The sequence below is a fragment of the Pseudomonas rustica genome, from assembly GCF_018336155.1.
In the GTDB taxonomy this organism is placed as follows: Bacteria; Pseudomonadota; Gammaproteobacteria; order Pseudomonadales; family Pseudomonadaceae; genus Aquipseudomonas; species Aquipseudomonas rustica.
Genome location: NZ_JAGYHF010000001.1, coordinates 458,274 through 480,634, shown reverse-complemented (window position 1 = coordinate 480,634; position 22,361 = coordinate 458,274). Strand labels below are relative to the sequence as shown.

Genomic DNA, 22,361 nt, shown 5'->3' with positions numbered 1-22,361 from the left:
GTTGTGGCTGCCGGCCTCTTCGCGAGCAAGCCCGCTCCCACAGTTTGACCGAGTTTCGTCAGTAGGAATGCGGTTCAAATGTGGGAGCGGGCTTGCTCGCGAAGGCGGCGCCACGCTCACTCAAACTCTCGCGTCATGCGCCAATGCGACACTGACCGTATTACGCCCCGTATGTTTCGCCGTATACAACGCCTTGTCCGCATCCTCCAGCCAATCCACCGCGTCCTTATACCCGGCCTGATAGCGCGCCAGGCCAATACTTAAACTCACCCGCAAATCCGGCACATCCGGATGGCGATACTGCTCCAGTGCCTCGCGCAATTGCTCCATCAGCACCTCGGCTTTGGCCAATGGCAACGTCGGCAGAATCACGCAAAACTCATCACCGCCATAACGCCCGGCCAACTCATATTCGTCGAGCACACGCTTGAGCTCCTGACTCAATTGACGCAGCGCCGCATCGCCAACGATGTGCCCATAACTGTCGTTGATCACTTTGAAATGATCGATATCGATCAACGCCAATGTGGCTTGCGTGTTGTGCTGACGGCACTGCTGAAACTTCAGATGCAGCAGGTCTTTCCAGGCGCCGTGATTGAGCAGGCCGGTCAGGCTGTCGGTTCGGCTGAGCGCACTCAACGCACGTTTATGCTGGGACAGTTTGATCGCCAGTCGATAGCAAACCATGCCCAACGCCAGCGGATACAGCGTGAGCATCGGCAGGCAGGCCCAGACTTGCGCCTGTGTCATCGTCAGACTGAATTTGAAACCGAACATCGACCAACCCAGCAACACGCCGACCAGTTGGGCGAGGGCGCCAAACACGAACAATCGCTGGCCACCGGCCGCCACGTTGTTCATGGTCATCATCGACAGAATGGTCACGGTCGCCAGCGGATTGAACTGAAAACTCGCCGCCCAGAACCCGCCGCACAGCGAGTCATAAAGCATGTTGCGGCGCTCGGCCTGATAGGGAAACGGAGAGCGCTTGGAGATCTGATACGCCAGATGCGGCCAGGCAAAGCCGTTAAACAGCAACAGTGCCCAAATCCAGCCCGGCATGTTCAGCGGATACAGCGCGGCGCCGACACAGAAAAACCCGACGCCCAGACCGATGATCCGGGGCAGGTAAATACGTCTGGCGAATGACAAGCCTTTGTCGCGATTGTTTTCCATGGTGTCCTGCGAGAGATTCGTCCTGAAATACTTTGCAGTATATTTCCTCAGGTCGACCGTCTGTCGGTCGATTGTCGGACATTGTCATTTATTCCAACGGGAATGATCAGTGTCCTTCCGAGCCATTAATCGATGGCTCACGCAGGAGAGCGGCGACTTAGAGCTGATAACAGCCGAGAAACATGTCCAGAGCCGATTCAACGACGGTGTTCTGCATCTCGGCATCCAGCGGCGGTTGGCCCATGGAAATCTGTGGCCAGAAGCCAAACGACTTCAGTAGGCCTTGCACCTGATGCGCGGCGAATTCCGGATCGACAGGCTTCAATCGACCGTCGGCCACCGCTGCACGAATCCACACCGTCAGGCCTTCTTCGCGTTCGCCCATGCGCGCCACCATGTTCTGCGCACGCTCCGGGGAATGGATGGTGGCGGCAATCGCCACCCGCGCCAGGCCGAGGAAATTGTCGTCGGCCATCATCTGCAATTTGGCCAACAGCATCTGCCGCAGCTGCTCGCGCAAAGGCTTGTCGGCGCAATACGGTTCGCGCATTTCTGCGCTGATCCGCGCCCACAACTGATTCAGAATCTCGGCGAACAACTCTTCCTTGCTCGGGAAATGGTTGTACACCGTGCGCTTCGACACACCCGCCGTCGCGGCGATCTTATCCATGCTGGTGACCTCGAACCCGTTGGCACGAAATTCGGCAATCGCCGCCTGAATAATGGCTTCGCGTTTACGGTCGGTGAGGCGCTGTGGAGCTGTCATAAGTAAGCTTCGGCAGGAAATGAATGAAATTACACTCGGTAGTTTACTTGTCATCGTGTTTGATGCAACCTAGAAACTACACCGCTCAGTGTAATGTTGCGTTAATCCTTGCAACCTAAAAAACAGACAGTTCGGCCTGTGCGTGCAGCCTTGGCCATTTATCGTCCCACCGTGAAACGCCGTGAATTCCCCGGTTTTTCAGGAGTCATTCAGTCATGGCCAACCCAAATTCCGCTTCAACACCCGAAGCCTCACGTCAGGCTCAAGGGCTGTTCCGCAACCACGCGCCAGTGCAGCGTGAAGGCCTGCGCAAAATGTTGCGGATCATGTGGAACATGATCTTCCACAAACCCCGCGACACCCGGCCCGCCGCGCCGATCCCGGTGCAACCGCTGACCCGCGAAGACCTGCTGGCCGCGCCGAACCACAGCGTCTATCGCCTCGGCCACTCGACCCTGCTGTTGAAACTGCGCGACAAATTCTGGATCACCGACCCGGTCTTTGCCGAGCGTGCTTCGCCCGTGCAATGGGCCGGCCCGAAACGTTTTCACCAGCCACCCATCAGCATCGACCAATTGCCGCCGATCGAAGCGGTGATCCTGTCGCACAACCACTACGACCACCTCGACTACCAAGCCGTACTCAAACTCGCTGAAAAAACCAACTACTTCCTGACCCCGCTCGGCGTCGGCGACACCCTGATCAAATGGGGCATCGACGCCAGCAAAGTGCGCCAATACGACTGGTGGCAGGGCACCGAAATCGCCGGTATCCGCTTCATCGCCACCCCGTCGCAACACTTCTCCGGTCGAGGCCTGTTCGACGGCAACAGCACACTGTGGGCGTCGTGGGTAATGATCGACGGCGACACGCGCATCTTCTTCAGCGGCGACAGCGGCTACTTCGACGGCTTCAAACGCATCGGCGAAGAATACGGCCCGTTCGACCTGACCCTGATGGAAACCGGCGCCTACAACGTCGAATGGCCACACGTGCACATGCAACCGGAACAAACCCTGCAAGCGCACATCGACCTCAAAGGCCGCTGGCTATTTCCAATCCACAACGGCACGTTCGACTTGGCCATGCATGCCTGGCACGAACCGTTTGACCGGATCCTCGCGCTGGCGTGGGAGCGCAGTGTGACGATCACGACGCCGCAGATGGGCGAGGCGTTTAATCTGGCGCAACCGCAGCGGGGGAGTGCGTGGTGGTTGAATCTGGAAGAAATCACGTCAGAAAAAGCCTCCACCCAATGTAGCGGCTACAAGTCAGGCTGACTTTTCCTACTGCTGATTGTCCTTGTTGCTGACAGCGCTTTCTGACGGTGTCGGTAGGCTGTATCGCGAGTGAATGACTCACTCGCGTTTTTTCATACAAGGATGATCCACGTGAAACACCCCTTCAAACGCCGCATATACACGCTGGCGCAAGCAATCCTGATTTCGCTGACAGCCACGACCATTGCCAACGCTGCCACCGCGAATACCCCGCTCGAATACGCCAGCATTACTGAACTCGGAACCCTGATGGCGAGCAATGAACTGACCGCCGTCGCCCTGGTTGAGCACCTCACGCAGCGAATTGCTGACCTGGACAAACAAGGCCCGGCCCTTCACGCCGTTATCGAGCTCAACCCGCAAGTCCTTGATATCGCCAAGGCACTGGATGAAGAGCGCGCGGCAGGTCAGACGCGGGGCGCGCTGCATGGCATTCCCGTGCTGCTCAAAGACAACTTCGATACCGCTGACAGCCTGCAAACCAGCGCGGGTTCTTTAGCGATGGTCGGTCAGCCGGCTGCCGCTGATGCTTTCGTGGTTAAACAGTTGAGGGATGCTGGGGCGATTGTGTTGGGCAAAACCAACATGAGTGAGTGGGCTTACGTGCGGGACATGGATCTGCCGCATGGCTGGAGCGGTCGCGGTGGCCAAGGGAAAAACCCACATCTGGCGAGTGAAAGCACCTGCGGCTCCAGCTCCGGTTCCGCCTCTGCTGTGGCAGCAGGTTACGCCCCAATTTCCCTGGGCACTGAAACCAACGGTTCGATCACTTGCCCGGCCTCGGCTAACGGCGTGGTTGGCGTCAAACCGACATTAGGTCTGTTAAGCCGATCCGGGATCGTGCCGATCACTCGACTGCAAGACACTCCTGGAACCTTAAGCCGAACCGTTCGCGATGCGGCGCTGACCTTAAACCTCATGCAAGGCATCGATGCAGCGGACTCGGCCACCTCGGGCGCACCGACAGGAATCGATTACACCGCGCTGCTGAGCAACGATGCCCTGCAAGGCAAACGCATCGGTTATCCCGTTGCATACGTCGGCGCCAACGGTAAGCCTCTGACGCCTGGCGTCGAATTTCTGATGGCCATGGCAGCGATGCAGGAGCAAGGCGCCACGATCGTACCTGTGACTATCCGTTTTCCCTATTCCGCTGATTACATACCAAGTCTGATGGGCGGAATGAAACACGAATTGCCCGAATACTTCGCCAGCCGTCCCGACCTGCCAATTCAGTCGCTGCAAGCGCTGATCGACTTCAACAAAACCAATCCCGGCACTGAAGGTCACGGACAAAGCATGCTCGAAGCGATCAACGATATGGACATGACCCATGATCAGGCACGTGCTTCGCTCGCAACCATCAGCGAAAAATTCAAGGGCGCCATCGACGAACAATTGCAAGAACACAACCTCGACGCAATGGTTGCCGAGGCCGACGGCTACTCGCAGTTCGCCGCCGCCGTCGCCGGTTATCCAGCGATCACTGTGCCATCGGGCATGGACGATGACGGACTGCCGACCTCGGTATTCTTTTTCGGCAAAGCCTGGAGCGAACCGCAACTGTTCGCCATGGCCTACAGCTATGAACAAGCCTCGGCCGAACTGCGCCATCCTGCCTTCAAGTAATCATCCGACCTGAGCAAAATCCCCACGCTCGACAGCGTTCTGCTGCATAGCCTGGGGATTCAATTTACGGCCCGGCGCGAACCCGGGAAAGAACACCAACCCCTGCGCTTCCAAGCGATACGCCAATGCCAGACGCGCCGCATCGGCCACATCCTGCTGCGCCTCAAACCGCTGAATGTCTTCGACAGACACCTGGGCCTCACGCGACAACTGCTCAGCGCTCCAGCCCAGCATGGCTCGGGCCTGTACGCAATGCGTCGGGGTAAACTGGAAAAGCGCGATATGTTCGAGAATGAGGTTCATCGCAGAAGTGGCCATGGTGTGCTCCGGGCTCAAGAGTGCTGATTGAAAATATACTGTGTTTTTGTACAGTTGTTTTCGGCCGGGATCAAACGCATTTTTTGATTTTCCCTAATTCGCCGCCTCCAACCAGACGGACGGTGCCTGACCGAGTTGTCGCTGCTCTCTGAAACTCGTCCCGGTCTGCGGACGCAAGAACGATCGAAGGTAGGCAAGCTTACGGGTAACTGCTCTGTCGGCTGTGGGAGTGTTTGACGTGTGTTGGGACGTTGCAGAAAACTCCGACACCGTGTGGGTAGCTTTCCTTCAGGCGACACTGGGAAGGGCACGAGATCAGTGAAGTGGATACCGGTTGATCTAAGATGGCCTCAGTATTCAAAAGAGAAAACGCATGTTGATCTTCAATTGCACCGAAGCCGCCAGCAAGTTTTTCAGCCGGGTTCACAAAGGCAAAAAAATCACGCCGGTGGACAACAACCCCCCGTCGAAGGCCATTGAAGATGACGAGGCCAGCAATTCCGTAGAGCAATGGCTAGTCCATGCGATCACGGTGCAACGTAAGCACGTATTGTTGGTTATCCATGTGAAAACCCGTTACTGCATGGTCTTCGCCGAGGCGAAAAAAGCCGACGCAGAAGGTTTCGTTGCCTGGTTTGCTGATCGTTGGCGTGAAGGATTGATCCGCGATGCGATCAATCACGGCGTCATGGATTGGGTCGATGCCGGTGTCATGCCGGAGCGCATGGATCAAGGCTGTCACGATTACAGGTTTTATCGGCGTAGCCATCGCAGTGCGCAAAAACACATTGATGAAATTGCCTGGTATTTCCAAGGCAGTGCATCTGAGTCCGGCTGTTTACCACCGGGTGAACGGGCAGCCATTGGTTTCGATGCCGCGATGAATGACACGCCCAGAAGCAGCAAAGGTCAGAAAGATATGTACTGGCCGAATGTCGAAATGGTCGCTCACTGGTTGCGTGAATATTGCGCTGTTGATGAGGCGGGTATCGAACGTGCCTTGAAGCGACGTCTGGAGGCGTGGCGAGAGATCAATGCTTGTCATAGGCGCTAGGGTGCAGCCCATGCTTGAGCAACTCGGGCGCGAAGTCATCAGTAACCACGCTCGTATGTTGCAGGGGGGGGAATGCTGAGCAGTATGAGCGTCGCTCCAGCAGTTCTGTATCCCGACATAGTCAGCCTGCTGGTGCCGTCAACCTGCAACTACCCCAAGGCTAACCGTCACTCCAGCCCCGGCGCCTCACGAATAATGAAGTGATCCAGGTTCTCGATATTGGCATTGAAGACCTCGAAAGGCTTTTCGGGGTTCTTCTTGCCGGGCACCTGCTTCAACTCCGGCGTCACCCCATAGAAGAAACAGAACAACGCCTTGTCGCTATCCACCGCGTGCTTGATCTCCTCCAGAAACGCCTTGCGCTTGCGGTAGGTGTCAATCAGCTTCTTGTTCAGATAAACGCTGACCGGATACGGCTTCTTCTTGCTGTCCTCGGGCTTCTTGAACCAGACCTTGTCCTCGAAATCGATACGAAAACTGGCACTGTGGAAGTCCTCAATCTTCTTGATCCGCCCCCAGTAAATCAGCCCCTTGTTGTCCGTCAGATACTCAATCTTCTTGAACAACGAACTGTACGGCGCCGAATGCTCGCCGACCTTCAACGGCATCCGCTTAAGCAACTCCTTGTCGGCGAAGTTGGAAACAAAACACTCCACCGGATGCGCAAACACACTGGTCTTGTCCGGCGCCGATTCACGCCCCGCCGACTCTTTACCACCGTCCGCCGCCGCCCGCACCGGATCATCCCGCAACACATCCGCCGCCCCAGCTGGCGCGACAGGCTTGCGCACATACTCGCGCCGGGTCAGCAACAACTCTGATGGGAAATGTTCCTCACGCCCGTCATCCACCTCGCCATCCGCCGTCTCAACGCCAGACGCCAAAGCCTTCAAACTCACATACGGACAGCCCGCGACGTGCTGCGTAGTGGGCAGATTCTTGAAGTGCGGCGTGCGCACGTAATTCACGTTCTTGGCGTTGAACGTACCCAACTCGTTGGAAGCCTCGAACGCCGAACGACAGGCATCGTTGGGGCACTGGAAGTGTTCCTTCGCCGAGTCGAACGCCACCGTCTCATCGAAATTGAGATCGCGAACATCATAGATCGACAACTTGTCGTCGAGGCTGAGGCAGTAGGCGAGATCGAATTTCATGGTGGGGCTCGGATCCTTGAGTGGGGGAGGGGTATTAATAGCGGGAGGGGGGGCGGGTTGCACTGATTGTTTTCAGGATGATGCGGGATTTGTGGGAGCCAGCTTGCTGGGGATTGGTGGTATCAAATAAATATCGAATCCAGACACCCGCCCGGCAGCAAAACTCCCGCTAGTCACAGAGCTTTATTCCTCTGGAATCAGCCTTTTCACCCTTTTATAAAGCGAAGCTGTAAACGCCACGCGATCATTCGAATGGTGACAACGACGATGGCAATTCGGACAAAGTGCTACAGCGTTCGAGACTTGATCCGAACCCTTATCTGCAAGTGGTTTGACATGGTGGACTTCTAGAAACGGCAGATCATGCATTTGAAAGGGAGCCGGTTCGCCACAGCCTTCGCAATGCCCCTCAGCTTCATTTCGAACCCAGGCTCTAACCTCGGGATCGCGAACGTAAACCGTGCGAGTACTCGACGCTTTCTTTGGTTTCTTTATGCCTTTCGGCGGCTCTTTTATGTGCTTCTTCTGAATTGCGGCAGCGCGACGCTCTAGTGTTTCTTCGTCAGCTGTCGGAATAGCAGGGTCGCCCGGCTGGAAGCCGCGATTTGTGAGAGCTGTTCGAATTAACTGCTCAACATTCGAACCAACGTTTTTCGCCGGTTTGTAACCCTTAATGGGTTTCCGATCCATCGTCATCAGGACTTTGGAAATGTTCTGCATTCGGAATTCGACAGAGCCTTTTGTGCGAGTCGACAAGGATGATGCGCGTAGTTCGCGATTCTCATGTGCCTTGTTGAATTTGTGACCCGCGAGCTCTAAATCAAGCATTCCGAGATAGGCGTCAACCGCTGCCTCAATCTCAGCAACAGTCCAGTCAGTGTCTTTTTTCTTGTCGCTCATAAAATCGCCGAGGGTTGAAAACCCTCGGACGATACTGAGTGGCCATCACGGCTGTCTAGGAAAATTCCTACAGAGATTTGCGACAGTTCTCGCAAGTGATCTCACAAGTAGCACCTAACTCATCAGATGCTTCGACGACTGAAATACCTCTGCCGCCTTCCGCCACCAAGACTTCGGGGCAGTCGCTCGCTGCTGTGTCTGACCCTGCAACAGATACGGCATATCTCGTAGTCGAATCCAGCTTTCATCCTGCCAATGCAACAGGCTCACAGACATCTCAGGCCATTTCAAAAAACTCAGCATAGGTAGATCTGAATTTTCTGAGGACGCAGCATCGCGTAAGGCCGGAACCACCTGATGGGTCAGCCATTCGCGCAACAGCCGATTCCCTGGGACGTAGTGATACACCAACAGCGCATACACGCCTGACTCACTGAGCATCAGCTGCTTTTCAGGTTGTCGGTGATACTCAATCCACAGAAAACGATGCTGATCTTTGTCCAGTTTGCTGACCATCCGATCACTGAGATGGACACCCATCAAGCGACCAATATCGCGTGCGCAAAACCATGGCTGGCCTTCAAGGAGGAGGGCATGGAGAGAGAGTTTGTGCAGAGTGAAGACAGTCGAACTGTGAGGTTCAGACATGGCAGGCCTCCAGTGCTGGATGCATGCAGATGATGTTGAGGTTGAAGCAGATTTCCTTCGTATCGAAGGAGATATTTTTAGGCATATCCATTTACCTCTGTGTGATGTCAGCTTTCTTAAGGCTGGGTGCCGGGAGCTAAGAAACCCCACACAGAGGGCCGGACATATTCCCCTTTCGGGTCTTGTATTCGCCCACTCCCGGCATAACAGAGTTTTTTGATGCGCACGGGGAAACCGTAGGCACAAAAAAGCCGCTACTTTCGGGGGCGGACGTTCCGCTGTGTGTAGGTGTTTCTTAGGCACCGTTCAGGAGGGTAGAGACCGAAGGCTTTCTGGTCAAGGCAGCAGATGAGTCTGAAAACTACAACGTCGTGCTAGACAACGTGATGGCGAATTAGTAGCTTTACACCTCAGGATGAATGCACTCAGACACGATCTGATCGCGATTTGGAAGTTTTGCACTAATGGATGAGAATCAAAAAAAAGCACTATTCAGTGTTGCTTATGTTAAAGCGCTTGCAGCTCAAGTTGGGTTTACAACATCTATCCCTGATGTGGATCATGATAGTGTTGATATTATCTTGAAAGCGAGAGGTTTTCAGTCGAAAATCAGAAATCCCCAACTTGAAGTTCAGTTGAAGTGTACTGCTGACGCCGGAAAAGATGAAAAATTTCTAAAGTTCCAACTTTCATTGAAGAACTATAATGATTTGCGAGGGGATAATCTCCTGTGTCCTCGGTATGTATTCGTATTGGTGGTACCTGAAGCATGTAATGATTGGGTAGCGCATGATGTTGATCATGCGAAAATTAAGCATTTTTGCTATTGGATGTCTCTATCCGAGTTGCCTGAGGTTGGAAATAGTACAAGTGTAACGATAAGTATACCAAAAATTCAAATTCTGACTGCTGAGAGTATGCGAAGTTTGATGAGTTCTGCAGGTTCAGGAGGTGTTTGTTGAATATCTCCAAAATGCGGAGGCAACTCGATCAAATTAATTGCGATATATTTGAGAGCTATCTGAAGGGCGCAGGATGGGTTGATGATGGTGATATAGAGGGTTTGGCGTCTATTTGGCATCGTCCAGAAAAAGAAAATTATATTTTTGAAGTTGTGCTACCTAGGGTCAAGAGTGTTAAGGGTTATCTGCAACGGCTTTATGAGGCGCTGAAATCGCTGGCCGCTTTCGAAGAGCGTGACATAGCAGCGGTAATTGAAAGTGTGCAGAATTTTTATTCTGATATGGTGAAGGTTAGAGTTGTCCATTTAGACGTGGAGGGGGGGAGTATTCCACTAGATGATGGCGTGCTTTTAGTGGAAAAAGCAAGGGATCTACTTGCCGCCACTACGATGTCTGCGTTTAAAAAACAAAAATATTTTTCTGGTAATCGCAGTCAAGAGGTTCAAGCTTATTTAGATAAGCTTCGATTGGGGCAGACTGAAGTCGGAAGCTTTATTGTCAACGTTTTGGCTCCGATTTCTAATGAGGTTGTTGTTCAGGAAGATAGTGAACGGATATCTCTGGGGCGTGCTGTCACAATGAACCTTGCTCGAAGTCTTTCTGCAGTGCAGCGCTCAATGGAGTCTTTCAAGGAATCGGAAGATTTTATTCATTTTGAAGAGGCCGTGTCTAAAGGGGTTAGTGCTAACTTGTGTGATGCCCTCATCGGCTTAAGTGGTACGGAGCACACAAGGGATTTAACTATTAGTATTCAGCCTGGCGGCGGTGAGGCTGAATGGCAGAATATTCCTTTGGTTCATAGTTTTGATGCGGTAATGATCCCCTATCTGAAAAGTGCGTCTAATTTTTATAAGGGTAATTATATTATAAAGAATTATCAGGCGTATGGTGTAGTTACAGGTATGAAGCATTTGCAGAGTGAGGACTTTGGAGTAATTTCAGTGAAGTCCCTGGTAAATGGTGTGGAACGAATTATATCAATTCAGTTGGATATGAGTGAGTATTGGGAAGCTCTTGTTGCTCATGCACAAGGAAGAATGGTTTCCTGTATGGGGGATTTGAATGTTAATCCTAGGTCTGCGCAGTTGCTAGAGCCAACTAAATTTTCTGTTAGTGGCGCAGGAGGGCTTTTTGATGATTAATAAGCTTGGGTTGTAGTTGGCGAATTGGAGGGTATTAAGGTTGTAGCGTGAAGCATGAAATGTATCGTGTGTAATTATTAAATCATAAGTAAGGTTGAGAGAGGTCTATGGGTTTTTTAGATGTGATTGCGAAGCGTATACCTGCGAAGGTTTTATCAGCTGTGCTGATTTTGTTGGCAGTTTATGTCGGGGTTTTGGGGGCTGTTGCTGTTTGGACTGAGAGGGATGTTGAGTTTTGGCCGCCAAAAATTGGGCCTGGGCCAAAATCTAGAATGGTAGATGAGTTTAAAGAGGCTAGGCTAGATTTAAAGCAAATGAAGTTTGGGGCTGAATCAGAGATAGCTGTGCTGAGCCAAAAATTGAATGATGCGAGAACTAAGCAGGCGGAATCGTACGCAAAGAATTTTTCTGATTCGCTTGCGTGGGAGAAAGTTGCTAAATCACTAGAGGGTGATATTAAGCGCAAGGAATCGATTCTGTTGTCAAGATTTGATGGTTTTGATAGCTATATAAAATCGCTAGAGACGCTGGTGCATAATTTGTAGTGGGATATCGATTAATGATTCTGCTTTTCTACTAAATTAAAAGTGGTGAAATAAAAAAAGCCCTGTATGCAGGGCTTTTTTTTGATAGGTGATTTTGCGTGAAATACTATCGATTAGTTAATCAATCCCAGCTCAACGCACCACCAGTCTGATACTCAATAACCCGCGTCTCAAAGAAATTCTTCTCTTTCTTCAAGTCCATAATCTCGCTCATCCAAGGGAACGGGTTAGTCGTCCCTGGGTACTCTTCTTTCAAACCAATCTGCGACAAACGACGGTTAGCGATGAACTTCAGATAATCCTCCATCATCGCCGCGTTCATACCCAACACCCCGCGAGGCATGGTATCCCGTGCGTATTCAATCTCCAGCTGCGTACCCTGCAGAATCATCTGGGTCGCTTCTTCCTTCATCTCAGCATCCCACAAATGCGGGTTTTCGATTTTGATCTGGTTGATCACGTCGATGCCGAAGTTCAGGTGCATGGATTCGTCGCGCAGGATGTATTGGAACTGCTCGGCGACGCCGGTCATTTTGTTACGGCGGCCCATGGAGAGGATTTGGGTGAAGCCGCAGTAGAAGAAGATGCCTTCCAGAACGCAGTAGTAGGCGATCAGGTTGCGCAGCAGTTCTTTGTCGGTGTCCGGGGTGCCGGTTTCGAACTTCGGATCGGAGATCGAACGGGTGTATTTCAGGCCCCAGGCGGCTTTTTTCGCGACCGATGGGATCTCGTGGTACATGTTGAAGATTTCGCCTTCATCCATGGCCAGCGATTCGATGCAGTACTGGTAGGCGTGGGTGTGGATCGCCTCTTCGAACGCCTGGCGCAGGATGTACTGGCGGCATTCCGGGTTGGTGATCAGGCGGTACACGGCCAGTACCAGGTTGTTGGCAACCAGGGAGTCGGCGGTGGAGAAGAAGCCGAGGTTGCGCATGACGATGCGGCGCTCGTCGTCGGTCAGGCCTTCCGGGTCTTTCCAGAGGGCGATGTCGGCGGTCATGTTGACTTCTTGCGGCATCCAGTGGTTTGCGCAACCGTCCAGATACTTCTGCCAGGCCCAGTCGTACTTGAATGGCACGAGTTGGTTGAGGTCGGCGCGGCAGTTGATCATGCGCTTTTCGTCAACGGCGACACGGGCGGAGGCGCCTTCGAGTTCGGCGAGGCCTTCGGCAACGTCGAGGGAGTTCAGTGCAGCCTTGGCGCGGGCCACGGCGGCCGAGTCGTCGGCGGTCACGGCGCGGGCTTCGATCGCGGCGGCACCGCCAGCGTTGTCGAGGCGATCCATGTTGGCTTCAGTAGCGTGGCCGGCGTTGGCGCCTTTCACTGCTGCTACTTCACTGTCTTCTTTGTCGAATTCGTCCCAGCTCAGCATGACGTGTCGTCTCCTGCGTGAGGGCCTGTCGCCCGTGTGAAACCTGATTGGTTGGTTTTTCACACGGTCGTACAGACCGCGTTGGATCTTAAGGAATCGTTTTTTGCAGCTATACGCAGGCAATAAAACAGAATTTTTTCCGGGTTTCCGAGAGCCTCTGACGGGCGCAATCAGCGTTGAACACTGCTGCGGGGCTTCAGAATGGCTTTTGATCCCTGTAAGGGAATATTGCTAACCCGATTAGGGCGGCATTATAGGGAAAAAAATGAGGTCGTGGGGGAGGGCGAAAGCGCGCAGGGCAGTCGATCAGGAAGGGGATTTCAGTCGGAGCGAGGGTTTACAGGGCTTTCGCTGGGATTGGCCCCTGAGAATTTTTTTTGATTAATTTTTTCGTCGGGCTTTGGTTGCTCAAGAAATGAGCAAAAAACCGCGTTTTTCACTATATCTTGTGTTTTGCAACCCTTTTGACCGACTCCAGACACAACTGAGCCCGACCGAAGCCGGGCTGGAATCGACCCTCAATGAAGCGCTGAGAGATCCAATTCGGTGCAGTCTGAAATCATCAATTGGTGCAGCCGTTGCCCATCACGCTGTAACGCAGGATGTGGCGCTGGCCGGTGGAGTCGTCGTATTCCATTTTCATTGGCACAACTTCGCAGACATTCGGAACTTCGCTCATCGATACAACGTTGGCGATGTCCAGGTGGGTCGAGTAAGTGTATTCCTCGATGGCCGGTTTTTGCTGGGCGACATCAGTCGGGACCTCGTTTGCCATGGCGGTTGCGCACAGACTGCTGAGGGCCAGAACCAATAAAGCTTTCATTTCAAATTTACCTTTTTGAGGTCGAGTGGGGTCACGCAACCTTTTTAGGGTTGCGTGTGGAACTTCATCGTTTGCGGTTGTTACTTGAGAGCTGGATTAACGGCCTTCGTGGGGGCTGTAACGTTGTTAATCGCGGTTGCCTTGTCGGCGAGGTGAATTCTAGGGAGGTGGAGTGGGGGTAAACAGACCGGGTTTTGATAAACACTTTTCACATATTTGGTAACAATCCCCCCAAAAACACCTCAATCCCCCTGTAGGAGCTGCCGCAGGCTGCGATCTTTTGATCTGGATGTTTAGGGGCAAGATCAAAAGATCGCAGCCTTCGGTAGCTCCTACACGGGCCACCGTGGGTGGGCGAGGGGTTGTTACTACCATCGTCGAATGGTTCTATGGGCCCGGCCCCGTTACAACAGGGTCATACAAAAACAACTATTACACCGAGGTAAGAAAGATGAGTGCGGCTTCTCTGTATCCCGTTCGTCCCGAGGTTTTGGCTAACACGCTGACTGACGAGGCGACCTACAAAGCCATGTACCAGCAGTCGGTCGTCAACCCTGACGGCTTCTGGCGTGAGCAAGCCAAGCGCCTCGACTGGATCAAGCCTTTCACCACGGTGAAACAGACTTCTTTCGACGATCACCACGTCGACATCAAATGGTTTGCCGACGGCACCCTGAACGTTTCCTACAACTGCCTCGACCGTCACCTGGCCGAGCGCGGCGATCAAGTGGCGATCATCTGGGAAGGCGACGATCCTTCCGAGAGCCGCAACATCACCTACCGCGAACTGCACGAACAAGTGTGCAAACTCGCCAACGCCCTGCGTGGTCAGGACGTGCACCGCGGCGACGTGGTGACCATTTATATGCCGATGATTCCCGAAGCCGTGGTCGCCATGCTGGCCTGCACCCGGATCGGCGCGATTCACTCGGTGGTGTTCGGTGGTTTCTCGCCGGAAGCCCTGGCCGGTCGCATCATCGACTGCAAATCGAAAGTGGTGATCACCGCTGACGAAGGCATCCGTGCCGGCAAGAAAATCTCCCTCAAGGCCAACGTCGACGACGCCCTGACCAACCCGGAAACCAGCAGCATTCAGAAAGTCATCGTCTGCAAGCGCACCGGTGGCGACATCAAGTGGAACCAGCATCGCGACATCTGGTACGAAGACCTGATGAAAGTGGCGGGCACCGTTTGCGCACCGAAAGAAATGGGCGCTGAAGAAGCGCTGTTCATCCTTTATACCTCCGGCTCGACCGGCAAGCCGAAAGGCGTGCAACACACCACCGGCGGTTATCTGCTGTACGCGGCGATGACCCACGAGCGCGTGTTCGACTACCGTCCGGGCGAAGTTTATTGGTGCACCGCCGACGTCGGCTGGGTCACCGGCCACAGCTACATCGTCTACGGCCCGCTGGCGAATGGCGCGACCACGCTGCTGTTCGAAGGCGTGCCGAACTATCCGGACATCACCCGGGTGGCGAAGATCATCGACAAGCACAAGGTCAACATCCTCTACACCGCGCCGACCGCCATCCGCGCGATGATGGCCTCGGGTCAGGCCGCTGTTGAAGGCGCGGATGGCAGCAGCCTGCGTCTGCTCGGTTCGGTCGGCGAGCCGATCAACCCGGAAGCCTGGGATTGGTACTACAAGAATGTCGGCAAGTCGCGTTGCCCGATCGTTGATACCTGGTGGCAGACCGAGACTGGCGGCAACATGATGAGCCCGCTGCCGGGGGCGCATGCGCTGAAGCCGGGTTCGGCGGCGCGTCCGTTCTTCGGTGTGGTGCCGGCGCTGGTCGACAACCTCGGTAACATTATTGAGGGCGAGGCTGAAGGCAATCTGGTGATTCTCGATTCGTGGCCAGGTCAGGCGCGCACGCTGTATGGCGATCACGATCGTTTCGTCGATACCTACTTCAAGACGTTCCGTGGCATGTACTTCACCGGTGACGGCGCGCGTCGTGATGCTGATGGTTATTACTGGATCACCGGGCGTGTCGATGACGTGCTCAACGTGTCCGGTCACCGTATGGGCACGGCCGAGATCGAGAGCGCGATGGTTGCGCATCCGAAAGTCGCTGAGGCGGCGGTGGTTGGGGTTCCGCATGACATCAAGGGGCAGGGCATTTATGTCTATGTCACGTTGAAGAATGGCGAGGAACCGACCGAGCAATTGCGTCTGGAACTGAAGAACTGGGTGCGCAAGGAGATCGGGCCGATCGCTTCGCCGGATGTGATCCAGTGGGCGCCGGGGCTGCCGAAGACGCGTTCGGGCAAGATCATGCGCCGCATTCTGCGCAAGATTGCCACGGCGGAATATGACGGGTTGGGGGATATCTCGACGCTGGCGGATCCGGGTGTGGTGCAGCATTTGATTGATACGCATAAGACGATGAATGTGGCTTAAGCGTTAGATGCATAGGAGCCCTGTTCGGTGAATGCCGGGCGGGGCTTTTTTGTGCGGCAAGATCAAGGGATCGCAGCCTTCGGCAGCTCCTACAGGTTAACTGTTAATCCTCGAAATACGCGGTAGACACAATCAATGTAGGAGCTGCCGAAGGCTGCGATCCTTTGATCGTTCCCACGCTCTGCGTGGGAATGCCTCCCTCGACGCTCTGCGTCGGCTCCGGGGGACGCGGAGCGTCCTTTGCTGCATTCCCACGCGGAGCGTGGGAACGATCGTCGGTCAATAATTATCGACCAGCGCCGTCAGTCCTTTCCTACTGTTACCCGCCGCCATCCACGTAACCGAATGTGTAACCGCCCGCCCCGGAGCGGGGCATTGGGAAACGCATCGCCCCGTTTTAGAGCCTCCAAACCCCCGGTGAAAAATAAGACACAACGCTGCGCTTGCCGGATTAGAAGGGTTTGCGAATAATAGGTCCGCAATTTGCAGCATAGATCGGTTAACTGTCTTTCGCTCTTGCATGAATTTGCAAGGCTGTCAACGTGCTCAAGCGGGTTTCTCTGTGCATCTGTAATTAGTTGTCGCATTGAAGAAATATCGACTTCGGGCCTGTCGTTAGAATGCCGATCACTCGCTCATCGTGGCTGATGTTGAAATCTCTCCAGGTTTCAACAGGAAATTTCCCACCGATGCAGCAACCGATTTCCCGATTCACCCATTCGCATATTGGGCTGTCGCTCACTCTGCCGTTTTTGCCCTTTACCGATGGAGTCCCAAGATGAAGAAACTTGTGCTGCTTGGCGCCCTGGCACTGTCCGTGCTGTCGCTGAATTCCTTCGCTGACGAAAAACCTCTGAAAATCGGTATCGAAGCGGCTTACCCTCCGTTCGCTTCGAAAGCACCGGACGGCAGCATCGTTGGTTTCGACTACGACATCGGCAATGCTCTGTGCGAGCAGATGCAGGTCAAGTGTGTGTGGGTCGAGCAAGAGTTCGACGGTCTGATCCCGGCACTGAAAGTGCGCAAGATCGACGCGATTCTGTCGTCCATGTCGATCACCGAAGATCGCAAGAAGTCGGTCGACTTCACCAACAAGTACTACAACACCCCGGCACGTCTGGTCATGAAGGCCGGTACTCAGGTCAGCGAAGGTCTGGCTGAGCTGAAGGGCAAAAACATCGGCGTACAGCGTGGTTCGATCCACGAACGTTTCGCCCGCGAAGTGCTGGCTCCACTGGGTGCCGAGATCAAGCCGTACGGCTCGCAGAACGAAATCTACCTCGACGTGGCTGCCGGTCGTCTCGACGGTACCGTGGCTGACGCAACCCTGCTGGACGACGGTTTCCTGAAAACCGACGCCGGTAAAGGCTTCGCGTTCGTCGGTCCTGCGTTCACCGACGTCAAATACTTCGGCGACGGCGTAGGCATCGCTGTTCGTAAGGGCGACGCCCTGAAAGACAAGATCAACGCTGCCATCGCGGCCATCCGCGAAAACGGCAAATACAAAGCAATCCAGGACAAGTACTTCGCCTTCGATATCTACGGCAAGTAACACGTCTCTGCGACAAGTCCGAAATGGCGCAAGCAACAGGATCTCTGAGGTTTGCGCCATTTTTTCATCCCAACTTTCGAGGACCTGAATCATGTTGAAAGGCTACGGGGCTGTCATCCTCGATGGCGCATGGCTGACGCTTCAGCTCGCCTTGTCGTCCATGGCTCTGGCCATCGTTCTCGGGCTGATCGGTGTCGCGTTGCGCCTGTCGCCAGTGCGCTGGCTGGCCTGGCTGGGCGATCTGTATTCCACGGTTATTCGCGGGATTCCCGATCTGGTGCTGATCCTGCTGATCTTTTACGGCGGTCAGGACTTGCTCAACCGCGTTGCGCCGCTGCTCGGCTTCAACGATTACATCGACCTGAATCCGCTGGCCGCCGGTATCGGCACCCTCGGTTTCATCTTCGGTGCGTACTTGTCGGAAACCTTCCGTGGCGCGTTCATGGCGATCCCCAAGGGCCAGGCCGAAGCCGGCATGGCGTACGGCATGAGCAGTTTTCAGGTGTTCTTCCGGGTGATGGTGCCGCAGATGATTCGTCTGGCGATTCCGGGTTTCACCAACAACTGGCTGGTACTGACCAAGGCCACCGCGCTGATTTCCGTGGTCGGTCTGCAGGACATGATGTTCAAGGCCAAGCAGGCGGCAGATGCCACCCGCGAGCCTTTCACCTTCTTCCTCGCAGTGGCGGCGATGTACCTGGTGATCACCAGCGTCTCGTTGCTGGCATTGCGTCAACTTGAGAAGCGCTACTCGGTAGGCGTAAGGGCGGCTGATCTATGATCTTCGACTACAACGTCATTTGGGAGGCGATGCCGCTGTACCTCGGCGGGCTGTTGACCACCCTCAAATTGCTCGCGCTCTCGCTGTTTTTCGGTCTGCTGGCGGCACTGCCGCTGGGGCTGATGCGCGTCTCGAAAAATCCGGTGGTCAACGGTGCGGCGTGGCTTTACACCTACGTGATCCGTGGCACGCCGATGCTGGTTCAGCTGTTCCTGATCTACTACGGTCTGGCGCAGTTCGAAGCGGTACGCGAAAGTATTTTCTGGCCATGGCTGTCCAGCGCAACGTTTTGCGCGTGCCTGGCCTTCGCGGTCAACACCAGCGCCTACACCGCTGAAATCATCGCCGGCAGCCTCAAGGCCACGCCGAACGGTGAGATCGAAGCGGCGAAAGCCATGGGCATGTCGCGCTTCAAACTGTACAAACGCATTCTGCTGCCATCGGCCCTGCGCCGGGCACTGCCGCAGTACAGCAACGAAGTGATCATGATGCTGCAGACCACCAGTCTGGCGTCCATCGTGACCTTGATCGACATTACCGGCGCGGCCCGTACCGTCAACGCGCAGTACTATCTGCCGTTCGAGGCGTACATCACCGCTGGCGTTTTCTACCTCTGCCTGACGTTCATTCTGGTCAAGCTGTTCAAGCTGGCCGAGCGTCGCTGGTTGAGCTACCTCGCGCCGCGGAAGCATTGATATGGAACGCATCGACCACGTTTTGCCGTGGAGCCATCTGGGCAGTGAGCGCAAGATTTCCGTGTTCCGCTTTGGTCACGGCGAGCGCAAGGCTTACATTCAGGCCAGCCTGCACGCTGATGAATTGCCGGGTATGCGCACCGCTTGGGAGCTGAAAAAGCGCCTCGGCGAACTCGAAGCCAAAGGCTTGCTCAACGGTGTCATCGAACTGGTGCCGGTCGCCAACCCGTTGGGCCTTGGGCAATTGCTGCAAGGCAATCATCAGGGCCGTTTCGAGGCAGGCAGCGGCAAGAATTTCAACCGTGATTTCGTTGAGCTGAGCGCGCCGGTTGCGGCCGCTTTGGCTGACAGTCTCGGTGATGATCCGCACGCCAATGTGCGTCTGATTCGTCAGGCGATGGCCGATCATCTCGCCGCATTACCGGAGGCGAGCAGCCAGTTGCAAGGCATGCAGCGTGTGTTGCTCAGCCATGCCTGCACCGCCGATGTGGTGCTCGATCTGCATTGCGATGCCGAAGCCGCGCTGCACATGTATGCGTTGCCGCAGCACTGGCCACAGTGGCGTTCGCTGGCCGCGCACCTGAATGTGCGCGTGGGTTTGCTGGCGGAAGATTCCGGTGGCAGCTCGTTCGATGAGGCTTGCTCGTTGCCGTGGTTGCGTCTGTCGCGGCAGTTCCCCGATGCGCAGATTCCGCTGGCGTGTCTGGCCACGACAATCGAATTGGGCGGCCAGGCCGATACCGGTCGCGCCGAAGCCGAGGCATATGCTGAGGGCATTCTGGCGTTCCTCGCCGAGCAAGGTTTGATCACCGGCGAGTGGCCGAATCCTGCGCACGAAGCGTGCGAAGGCATGCCGTTCGAAGGCACCGAATTGCTCCTCGCACCCCATCCCGGCGTCGTAAGTTTTCTGCGCAAGCCCGGCGAGTGGGTCGAGGCGGGCGACGAGATTTTTGAAGTGATTGATCCTGTGTCCGATCGGGTCAGCACGGTGTGTGCTGGTACCTCCGGGGTGCTGTTTGCCATTGAACGGCTGCGCTATGCCCAACCCGGTTTCTGGCTGGCCAAGGTGGCGGGGCGCGAAGCGCTGCGTCACGGGCGCTTGCTCAACGACTGACTGACTGTTTTTGTGAGAACCGACCGCATGTACAAACTTGAAGTCCAAGACCTGCATAAACGCTATGGCAGTCACGAAGTGCTCAAGGGCGTGTCCCTGAAAGCGGCAGCTGGCGATGTGATCAGCATCATCGGCTCCAGTGGCTCCGGCAAAAGTACTTTCCTGCGCTGCATCAACCTGCTCGAGCAGCCGCACGCGGGCAAGATTCTGCTCAACAACGAAGAGCTGAAACTGGTGGCGAACAAGGACGGCGCGCTGAAAGCCGCTGATCCGAAGCAGCTGCAACGCATGCGTTCGCGCCTGTCGATGGTGTTCCAGCATTTCAACCTGTGGTCGCACATGACCGCGATTGAAAACATCATGGAAGCACCGGTTCACGTGCTCGGCGTACCCAAGTACGAAGCGCGCGAAAAAGCCGAGTACTACCTGAACAAGGTCGGCGTGGCCCATCGTAAAGATGCGTTCCCGGGCCACATGTCCGGTGGCGAGCAACAGCGTGTGGCGATCGCCCGTGCGCTGGCGATGGAACCTGAGGTGATGCTGTTCGACGAACCGACCTCGGCCCTCGACCCTGAATTGGTTGGCGACGTGCTGAAGGTGATGCAAGCGCTGGCTCAGGAAGGTCGCACCATGGTCGTGGTAACACACGAAATGGGCTTCGCCCGTGAAGTGTCGAACCAGTTGGTGTTCCTGCACAAAGGCGTGGTTGAAGAAAGCGGCAACCCGCGTGAAGTGCTGGTGAATCCGCAATCAGAACGTTTGCAACAATTCCTCTCGGGCAGCCTCAAGTAATCGCTGCCGTTATGCACCAAATTAGGTCATGCTTCGCGACCTGAAGGCTGGCTCCCATCCACTGTAGGAGCTGCCGAAGGCTGCGATCTTTTGATCTGTTTTTGAAGATCAAAAGATCGCAGCCTCGTTTCACTCGACAGCTCCTACATCGGAAAGGCATTCCAGTCCCGATGGTGGATCTGCGTCAGGCTCAAGATTTGTGTTCATTTACGGGCTAGCATTGGCCCATGCCTTCATCACTGTTCTTCGCTTCGGATTGCCCGCCCATGACTGCCCATCGAATTGGTTTCCTGATTTGGCCCAGCACTAAAGCGTTGACGCTGGCGCTGGCGGAGGAAGCCTTGCGTGTTGCTCAGCGGGTACACCCGGACGTGGTTTACGAGCTGTCGTTCCTGCAAGCCGAACTTCCGGCGGAAGGCGCCTGGCAACTGCCCGGTGAGGCGTGGGCCGGCAAGCTCGAAAACTTCCAGAAACTGTTCCTGCTCGCCGATGAGCCGCCGACCACGTTGGCCCCGGCACTCAGCAGTGCGCTCAAGCAATTGGTACGTGCCGGTACGGTCATCGGCGGTTTGTCTGCCGGTGTTTATCCGTTGGCGCAACTCGGTTTGCTCGACGGTTATCGCGCTGCCGTGCACTGGCGCTGGCAGGATGATTTCGCTGAACGCTTCCCGAAAGTCATCGCCACCAGTCATCTGTTCGACTGGGATCGTGATCGACTGACTGCCTGCGGCGGCATGTCGGTTCTCGATTTGCTGTTGGCGGTACTGGCCCGCGATCACGGTGCGGAACTGGCCGGCGCCGTTTCCGAAGAACTGGTGGTCGAGCGCATCCGCGAGGGCGGCGAGCGTCAGCGCATCCCGTTGCAGAACCGTCTCGGCTCCAGCCATCCGAAGCTCACCCAAGCGGTGTTGCTGATGGAAGCCAACATCGAAGAACCGCTGACCACCGACGAAATCGCCCAGCACGTGTGCGTGTCGCGTCGTCAGTTGGAGCGCATCTTCAAGCAATACCTCAACCGTGTGCCGAGCCAGTACTATCTGGAGTTGCGCCTGAACAAGGCCCGGCAGATGTTGATGCAAACCAGCAAGTCGATCATCCAGATCGGCCTGTCGTGTGGCTTCTCCTCGGGGCCGCATTTCTCCAGCGCCTACCGCAATTTCTTCGGCGCCACGCCGCGGGAAGATCGCAACCAGCGGCGCAGCAGCAGCCCGTTTGAATTGTCATCGGTGCCGCCAGAGCGCGGTTGATCGC

Annotated in this window: 21 protein-coding genes; 13 read left to right on the top strand and 8 right to left on the bottom strand. The window is 55.2% G+C overall.

Annotation, left to right across the window (positions count from 1 at the left end; genetic code table 11):
• Nucleotides 1–120 precede the first annotated feature (120 nt).
• Together KFS80_RS02205 and KFS80_RS02200 are read right to left on the bottom strand one after the other, a co-directional pair.
• Nucleotides 121–1,176 (bottom strand): diguanylate cyclase, encoded by a 1,056-nt coding sequence (locus KFS80_RS02205; protein ID WP_212543850.1) that lies wholly within the window; start codon nt 1,174–1,176, stop codon nt 121–123.
• Nucleotides 1,177–1,333: 157 nt separating this feature from the next.
• Nucleotides 1,334–1,942, bottom strand: coding sequence for a TetR/AcrR family transcriptional regulator (locus KFS80_RS02200; protein WP_159812741.1), 609 nt, complete (start codon nt 1,940–1,942; stop codon nt 1,334–1,336).
• Nucleotides 1,943–2,157: 215 nt separating this feature from the next.
• Between KFS80_RS02200 and KFS80_RS02195 the strand changes: the two genes are divergently transcribed.
• Both KFS80_RS02195 and KFS80_RS02190 read left to right on the top strand, forming a co-directional pair.
• Nucleotides 2,158–3,222, top strand: coding sequence for an MBL fold metallo-hydrolase (locus KFS80_RS02195; protein ID WP_212543849.1), 1,065 nt, complete (start codon nt 2,158–2,160; stop codon nt 3,220–3,222).
• A 111-nt stretch (nt 3,223–3,333) separates the two neighbouring features.
• Nucleotides 3,334–4,851 carry an amidase family protein gene (locus tag KFS80_RS02190; RefSeq protein ID WP_212543848.1) on the top strand — a complete coding sequence of 506 codons (1,518 nt, stop codon included), beginning with the start codon at nt 3,334–3,336 and terminating at the stop codon, nt 4,849–4,851.
• Here the strand turns inward: KFS80_RS02190 and KFS80_RS02185 are convergent, their stop codons facing one another.
• The gene (locus tag KFS80_RS02185) at nt 4,852–5,169 is read right to left on the bottom strand and encodes a helix-turn-helix domain-containing protein (protein WP_212543847.1); all 318 of its coding nucleotides are present in this window, start codon (nt 5,167–5,169) and stop codon (nt 4,852–4,854) included.
• Between the two features lie 373 nt (nt 5,170–5,542).
• Between KFS80_RS02185 and KFS80_RS02180 the strand changes: the two genes are divergently transcribed.
• Nucleotides 5,543–6,223 (top strand): DUF6933 domain-containing protein, encoded by a 681-nt coding sequence (locus tag KFS80_RS02180; RefSeq protein ID WP_212543846.1) that lies wholly within the window; start codon nt 5,543–5,545, stop codon nt 6,221–6,223.
• A 167-nt stretch (nt 6,224–6,390) separates the two neighbouring features.
• Here KFS80_RS02180 and KFS80_RS02175 read toward each other — a convergent pair whose 3' ends face one another.
• The 3 genes from KFS80_RS02175 to KFS80_RS02165 all read right to left on the bottom strand — a co-directional run bounded on the left by KFS80_RS02175 (nt 6,391) and on the right by KFS80_RS02165 (nt 8,925).
• Nucleotides 6,391–7,377 carry a hypothetical protein gene (locus tag KFS80_RS02175; RefSeq protein WP_212543845.1) on the bottom strand — a complete coding sequence of 329 codons (987 nt, stop codon included), beginning with the start codon at nt 7,375–7,377 and terminating at the stop codon, nt 6,391–6,393.
• A 183-nt stretch (nt 7,378–7,560) separates the two neighbouring features.
• A complete protein-coding gene (locus tag KFS80_RS02170; RefSeq protein WP_212543844.1) occupies nt 7,561–8,277 on the bottom strand; it encodes an HNH endonuclease in 717 nt (238 codons plus the stop codon).
• Between the two features lie 114 nt (nt 8,278–8,391).
• Complete coding sequence (locus tag KFS80_RS02165) at nt 8,392–8,925, bottom strand: BRO-N domain-containing protein (RefSeq protein ID WP_116029922.1); 534 nt, start codon at nt 8,923–8,925, stop codon at nt 8,392–8,394.
• Nucleotides 8,926–9,389: 464 nt separating this feature from the next.
• Between KFS80_RS02165 and KFS80_RS02160 the strand changes: the two genes are divergently transcribed.
• The 3 genes from KFS80_RS02160 (at nt 9,390) to KFS80_RS02150 (ending at nt 11,574) form a co-directional block, all read left to right on the top strand.
• Nucleotides 9,390–9,887, top strand: a complete 498-nt coding sequence (locus KFS80_RS02160) for a DUF4365 domain-containing protein (RefSeq protein WP_212543843.1) — start codon at nt 9,390–9,392, stop codon at nt 9,885–9,887.
• A complete protein-coding gene (locus KFS80_RS02155) occupies nt 9,884–11,029 on the top strand; it encodes a hypothetical protein (protein ID WP_212543842.1) in 1,146 nt (381 codons plus the stop codon). The genes KFS80_RS02160 and KFS80_RS02155 overlap by 4 nt, the downstream gene beginning before the upstream one ends.
• Before the next feature lie 107 nt (nt 11,030–11,136).
• Complete coding sequence (locus KFS80_RS02150) at nt 11,137–11,574, top strand: hypothetical protein (RefSeq protein WP_212543841.1); 438 nt, start codon at nt 11,137–11,139, stop codon at nt 11,572–11,574.
• Between the two features lie 121 nt (nt 11,575–11,695).
• Here the strand turns inward: KFS80_RS02150 and KFS80_RS02145 are convergent, their stop codons facing one another.
• Nucleotides 11,696–12,946, bottom strand: a complete 1,251-nt coding sequence (locus KFS80_RS02145; protein WP_064119947.1) for a ribonucleotide-diphosphate reductase subunit beta — start codon at nt 12,944–12,946, stop codon at nt 11,696–11,698.
• A gap of 562 nt (nt 12,947–13,508) precedes the next feature.
• Complete coding sequence (locus tag KFS80_RS02140; protein ID WP_053122884.1) at nt 13,509–13,769, bottom strand: DUF2790 domain-containing protein; 261 nt, start codon at nt 13,767–13,769, stop codon at nt 13,509–13,511.
• A 451-nt stretch (nt 13,770–14,220) separates the two neighbouring features.
• Between KFS80_RS02140 and acs the strand changes: the two genes are divergently transcribed.
• The 7 genes from acs (at nt 14,221) to argR (ending at nt 22,357) form a co-directional block, all read left to right on the top strand.
• Nucleotides 14,221–16,176: an acetate--CoA ligase gene (gene acs / locus KFS80_RS02135; RefSeq protein ID WP_053122882.1), complete on the top strand. Its 1,956-nt coding sequence runs from the start codon at nt 14,221–14,223 to the stop codon at nt 16,174–16,176.
• A gap of 778 nt (nt 16,177–16,954) precedes the next feature.
• Complete coding sequence (locus tag KFS80_RS02130) at nt 16,955–17,728, top strand: ABC transporter substrate-binding protein (protein WP_053122880.1); 774 nt, start codon at nt 16,955–16,957, stop codon at nt 17,726–17,728.
• 91 nt (nt 17,729–17,819) lie between these two features.
• Nucleotides 17,820–18,509, top strand: coding sequence for an ABC transporter permease (locus KFS80_RS02125; RefSeq protein WP_053122878.1), 690 nt, complete (start codon nt 17,820–17,822; stop codon nt 18,507–18,509).
• On the top strand, nt 18,506–19,204 hold the full coding sequence (locus KFS80_RS02120; protein ID WP_212543840.1) for an ABC transporter permease: 699 nt from the start codon (nt 18,506–18,508) through the stop codon (nt 19,202–19,204). Before KFS80_RS02125 ends, KFS80_RS02120 begins: the two co-directional genes overlap by 4 nt.
• 1 nt (nt 19,205) lies before the next feature.
• The gene (locus KFS80_RS02115) at nt 19,206–20,318 is read left to right on the top strand and encodes a M14 family metallopeptidase (RefSeq protein WP_053122873.1); all 1,113 of its coding nucleotides are present in this window, start codon (nt 19,206–19,208) and stop codon (nt 20,316–20,318) included.
• Between the two features lie 27 nt (nt 20,319–20,345).
• Nucleotides 20,346–21,110, top strand: coding sequence for an ABC transporter ATP-binding protein (locus KFS80_RS02110; protein ID WP_007912705.1), 765 nt, complete (start codon nt 20,346–20,348; stop codon nt 21,108–21,110).
• A gap of 266 nt (nt 21,111–21,376) precedes the next feature.
• Nucleotides 21,377–22,357 (top strand): GlxA family transcriptional regulator, encoded by a 981-nt coding sequence (gene argR / locus KFS80_RS02105; RefSeq protein WP_212543839.1) that lies wholly within the window; start codon nt 21,377–21,379, stop codon nt 22,355–22,357.
• Nucleotides 22,358–22,361 lie beyond the last annotated feature (4 nt).

Coding starts and splice junctions, on each gene's coding strand:
- KFS80_RS02165 (WP_116029922.1), bottom strand. CDS start 8,925: ATGTCTGAACCTCACAGTTCGACTGTCTTCACTCTGCACAAACTCTCT.
- KFS80_RS02150 (WP_212543841.1), top strand. CDS start 11,137: ATGGGTTTTTTAGATGTGATTGCGAAGCGTATACCTGCGAAGGTTTTA.
- KFS80_RS02125 (WP_053122878.1), top strand. CDS start 17,820: ATGTTGAAAGGCTACGGGGCTGTCATCCTCGATGGCGCATGGCTGACG.
- KFS80_RS02180 (WP_212543846.1), top strand. CDS start 5,543: ATGTTGATCTTCAATTGCACCGAAGCCGCCAGCAAGTTTTTCAGCCGG.
- KFS80_RS02140 (WP_053122884.1), bottom strand. CDS start 13,769: ATGAAAGCTTTATTGGTTCTGGCCCTCAGCAGTCTGTGCGCAACCGCC.
- KFS80_RS02195 (WP_212543849.1), top strand. CDS start 2,158: ATGGCCAACCCAAATTCCGCTTCAACACCCGAAGCCTCACGTCAGGCT.
- KFS80_RS02160 (WP_212543843.1), top strand. CDS start 9,390: ATGGATGAGAATCAAAAAAAAGCACTATTCAGTGTTGCTTATGTTAAA.
- acs (WP_053122882.1), top strand. CDS start 14,221: ATGAGTGCGGCTTCTCTGTATCCCGTTCGTCCCGAGGTTTTGGCTAAC.
- KFS80_RS02200 (WP_159812741.1), bottom strand. CDS start 1,942: ATGACAGCTCCACAGCGCCTCACCGACCGTAAACGCGAAGCCATTATT.
- KFS80_RS02170 (WP_212543844.1), bottom strand. CDS start 8,277: ATGAGCGACAAGAAAAAAGACACTGACTGGACTGTTGCTGAGATTGAG.
- KFS80_RS02120 (WP_212543840.1), top strand. CDS start 18,506: ATGATCTTCGACTACAACGTCATTTGGGAGGCGATGCCGCTGTACCTC.
- KFS80_RS02185 (WP_212543847.1), bottom strand. CDS start 5,169: ATGGCCACTTCTGCGATGAACCTCATTCTCGAACATATCGCGCTTTTC.
- KFS80_RS02175 (WP_212543845.1), bottom strand. CDS start 7,377: ATGAAATTCGATCTCGCCTACTGCCTCAGCCTCGACGACAAGTTGTCG.
- KFS80_RS02110 (WP_007912705.1), top strand. CDS start 20,346: ATGTACAAACTTGAAGTCCAAGACCTGCATAAACGCTATGGCAGTCAC.
- KFS80_RS02205 (WP_212543850.1), bottom strand. CDS start 1,176: ATGGAAAACAATCGCGACAAAGGCTTGTCATTCGCCAGACGTATTTAC.
- KFS80_RS02130 (WP_053122880.1), top strand. CDS start 16,955: ATGAAGAAACTTGTGCTGCTTGGCGCCCTGGCACTGTCCGTGCTGTCG.
- KFS80_RS02115 (WP_053122873.1), top strand. CDS start 19,206: ATGGAACGCATCGACCACGTTTTGCCGTGGAGCCATCTGGGCAGTGAG.
- argR (WP_212543839.1), top strand. CDS start 21,377: ATGACTGCCCATCGAATTGGTTTCCTGATTTGGCCCAGCACTAAAGCG.
- KFS80_RS02145 (WP_064119947.1), bottom strand. CDS start 12,946: ATGCTGAGCTGGGACGAATTCGACAAAGAAGACAGTGAAGTAGCAGCA.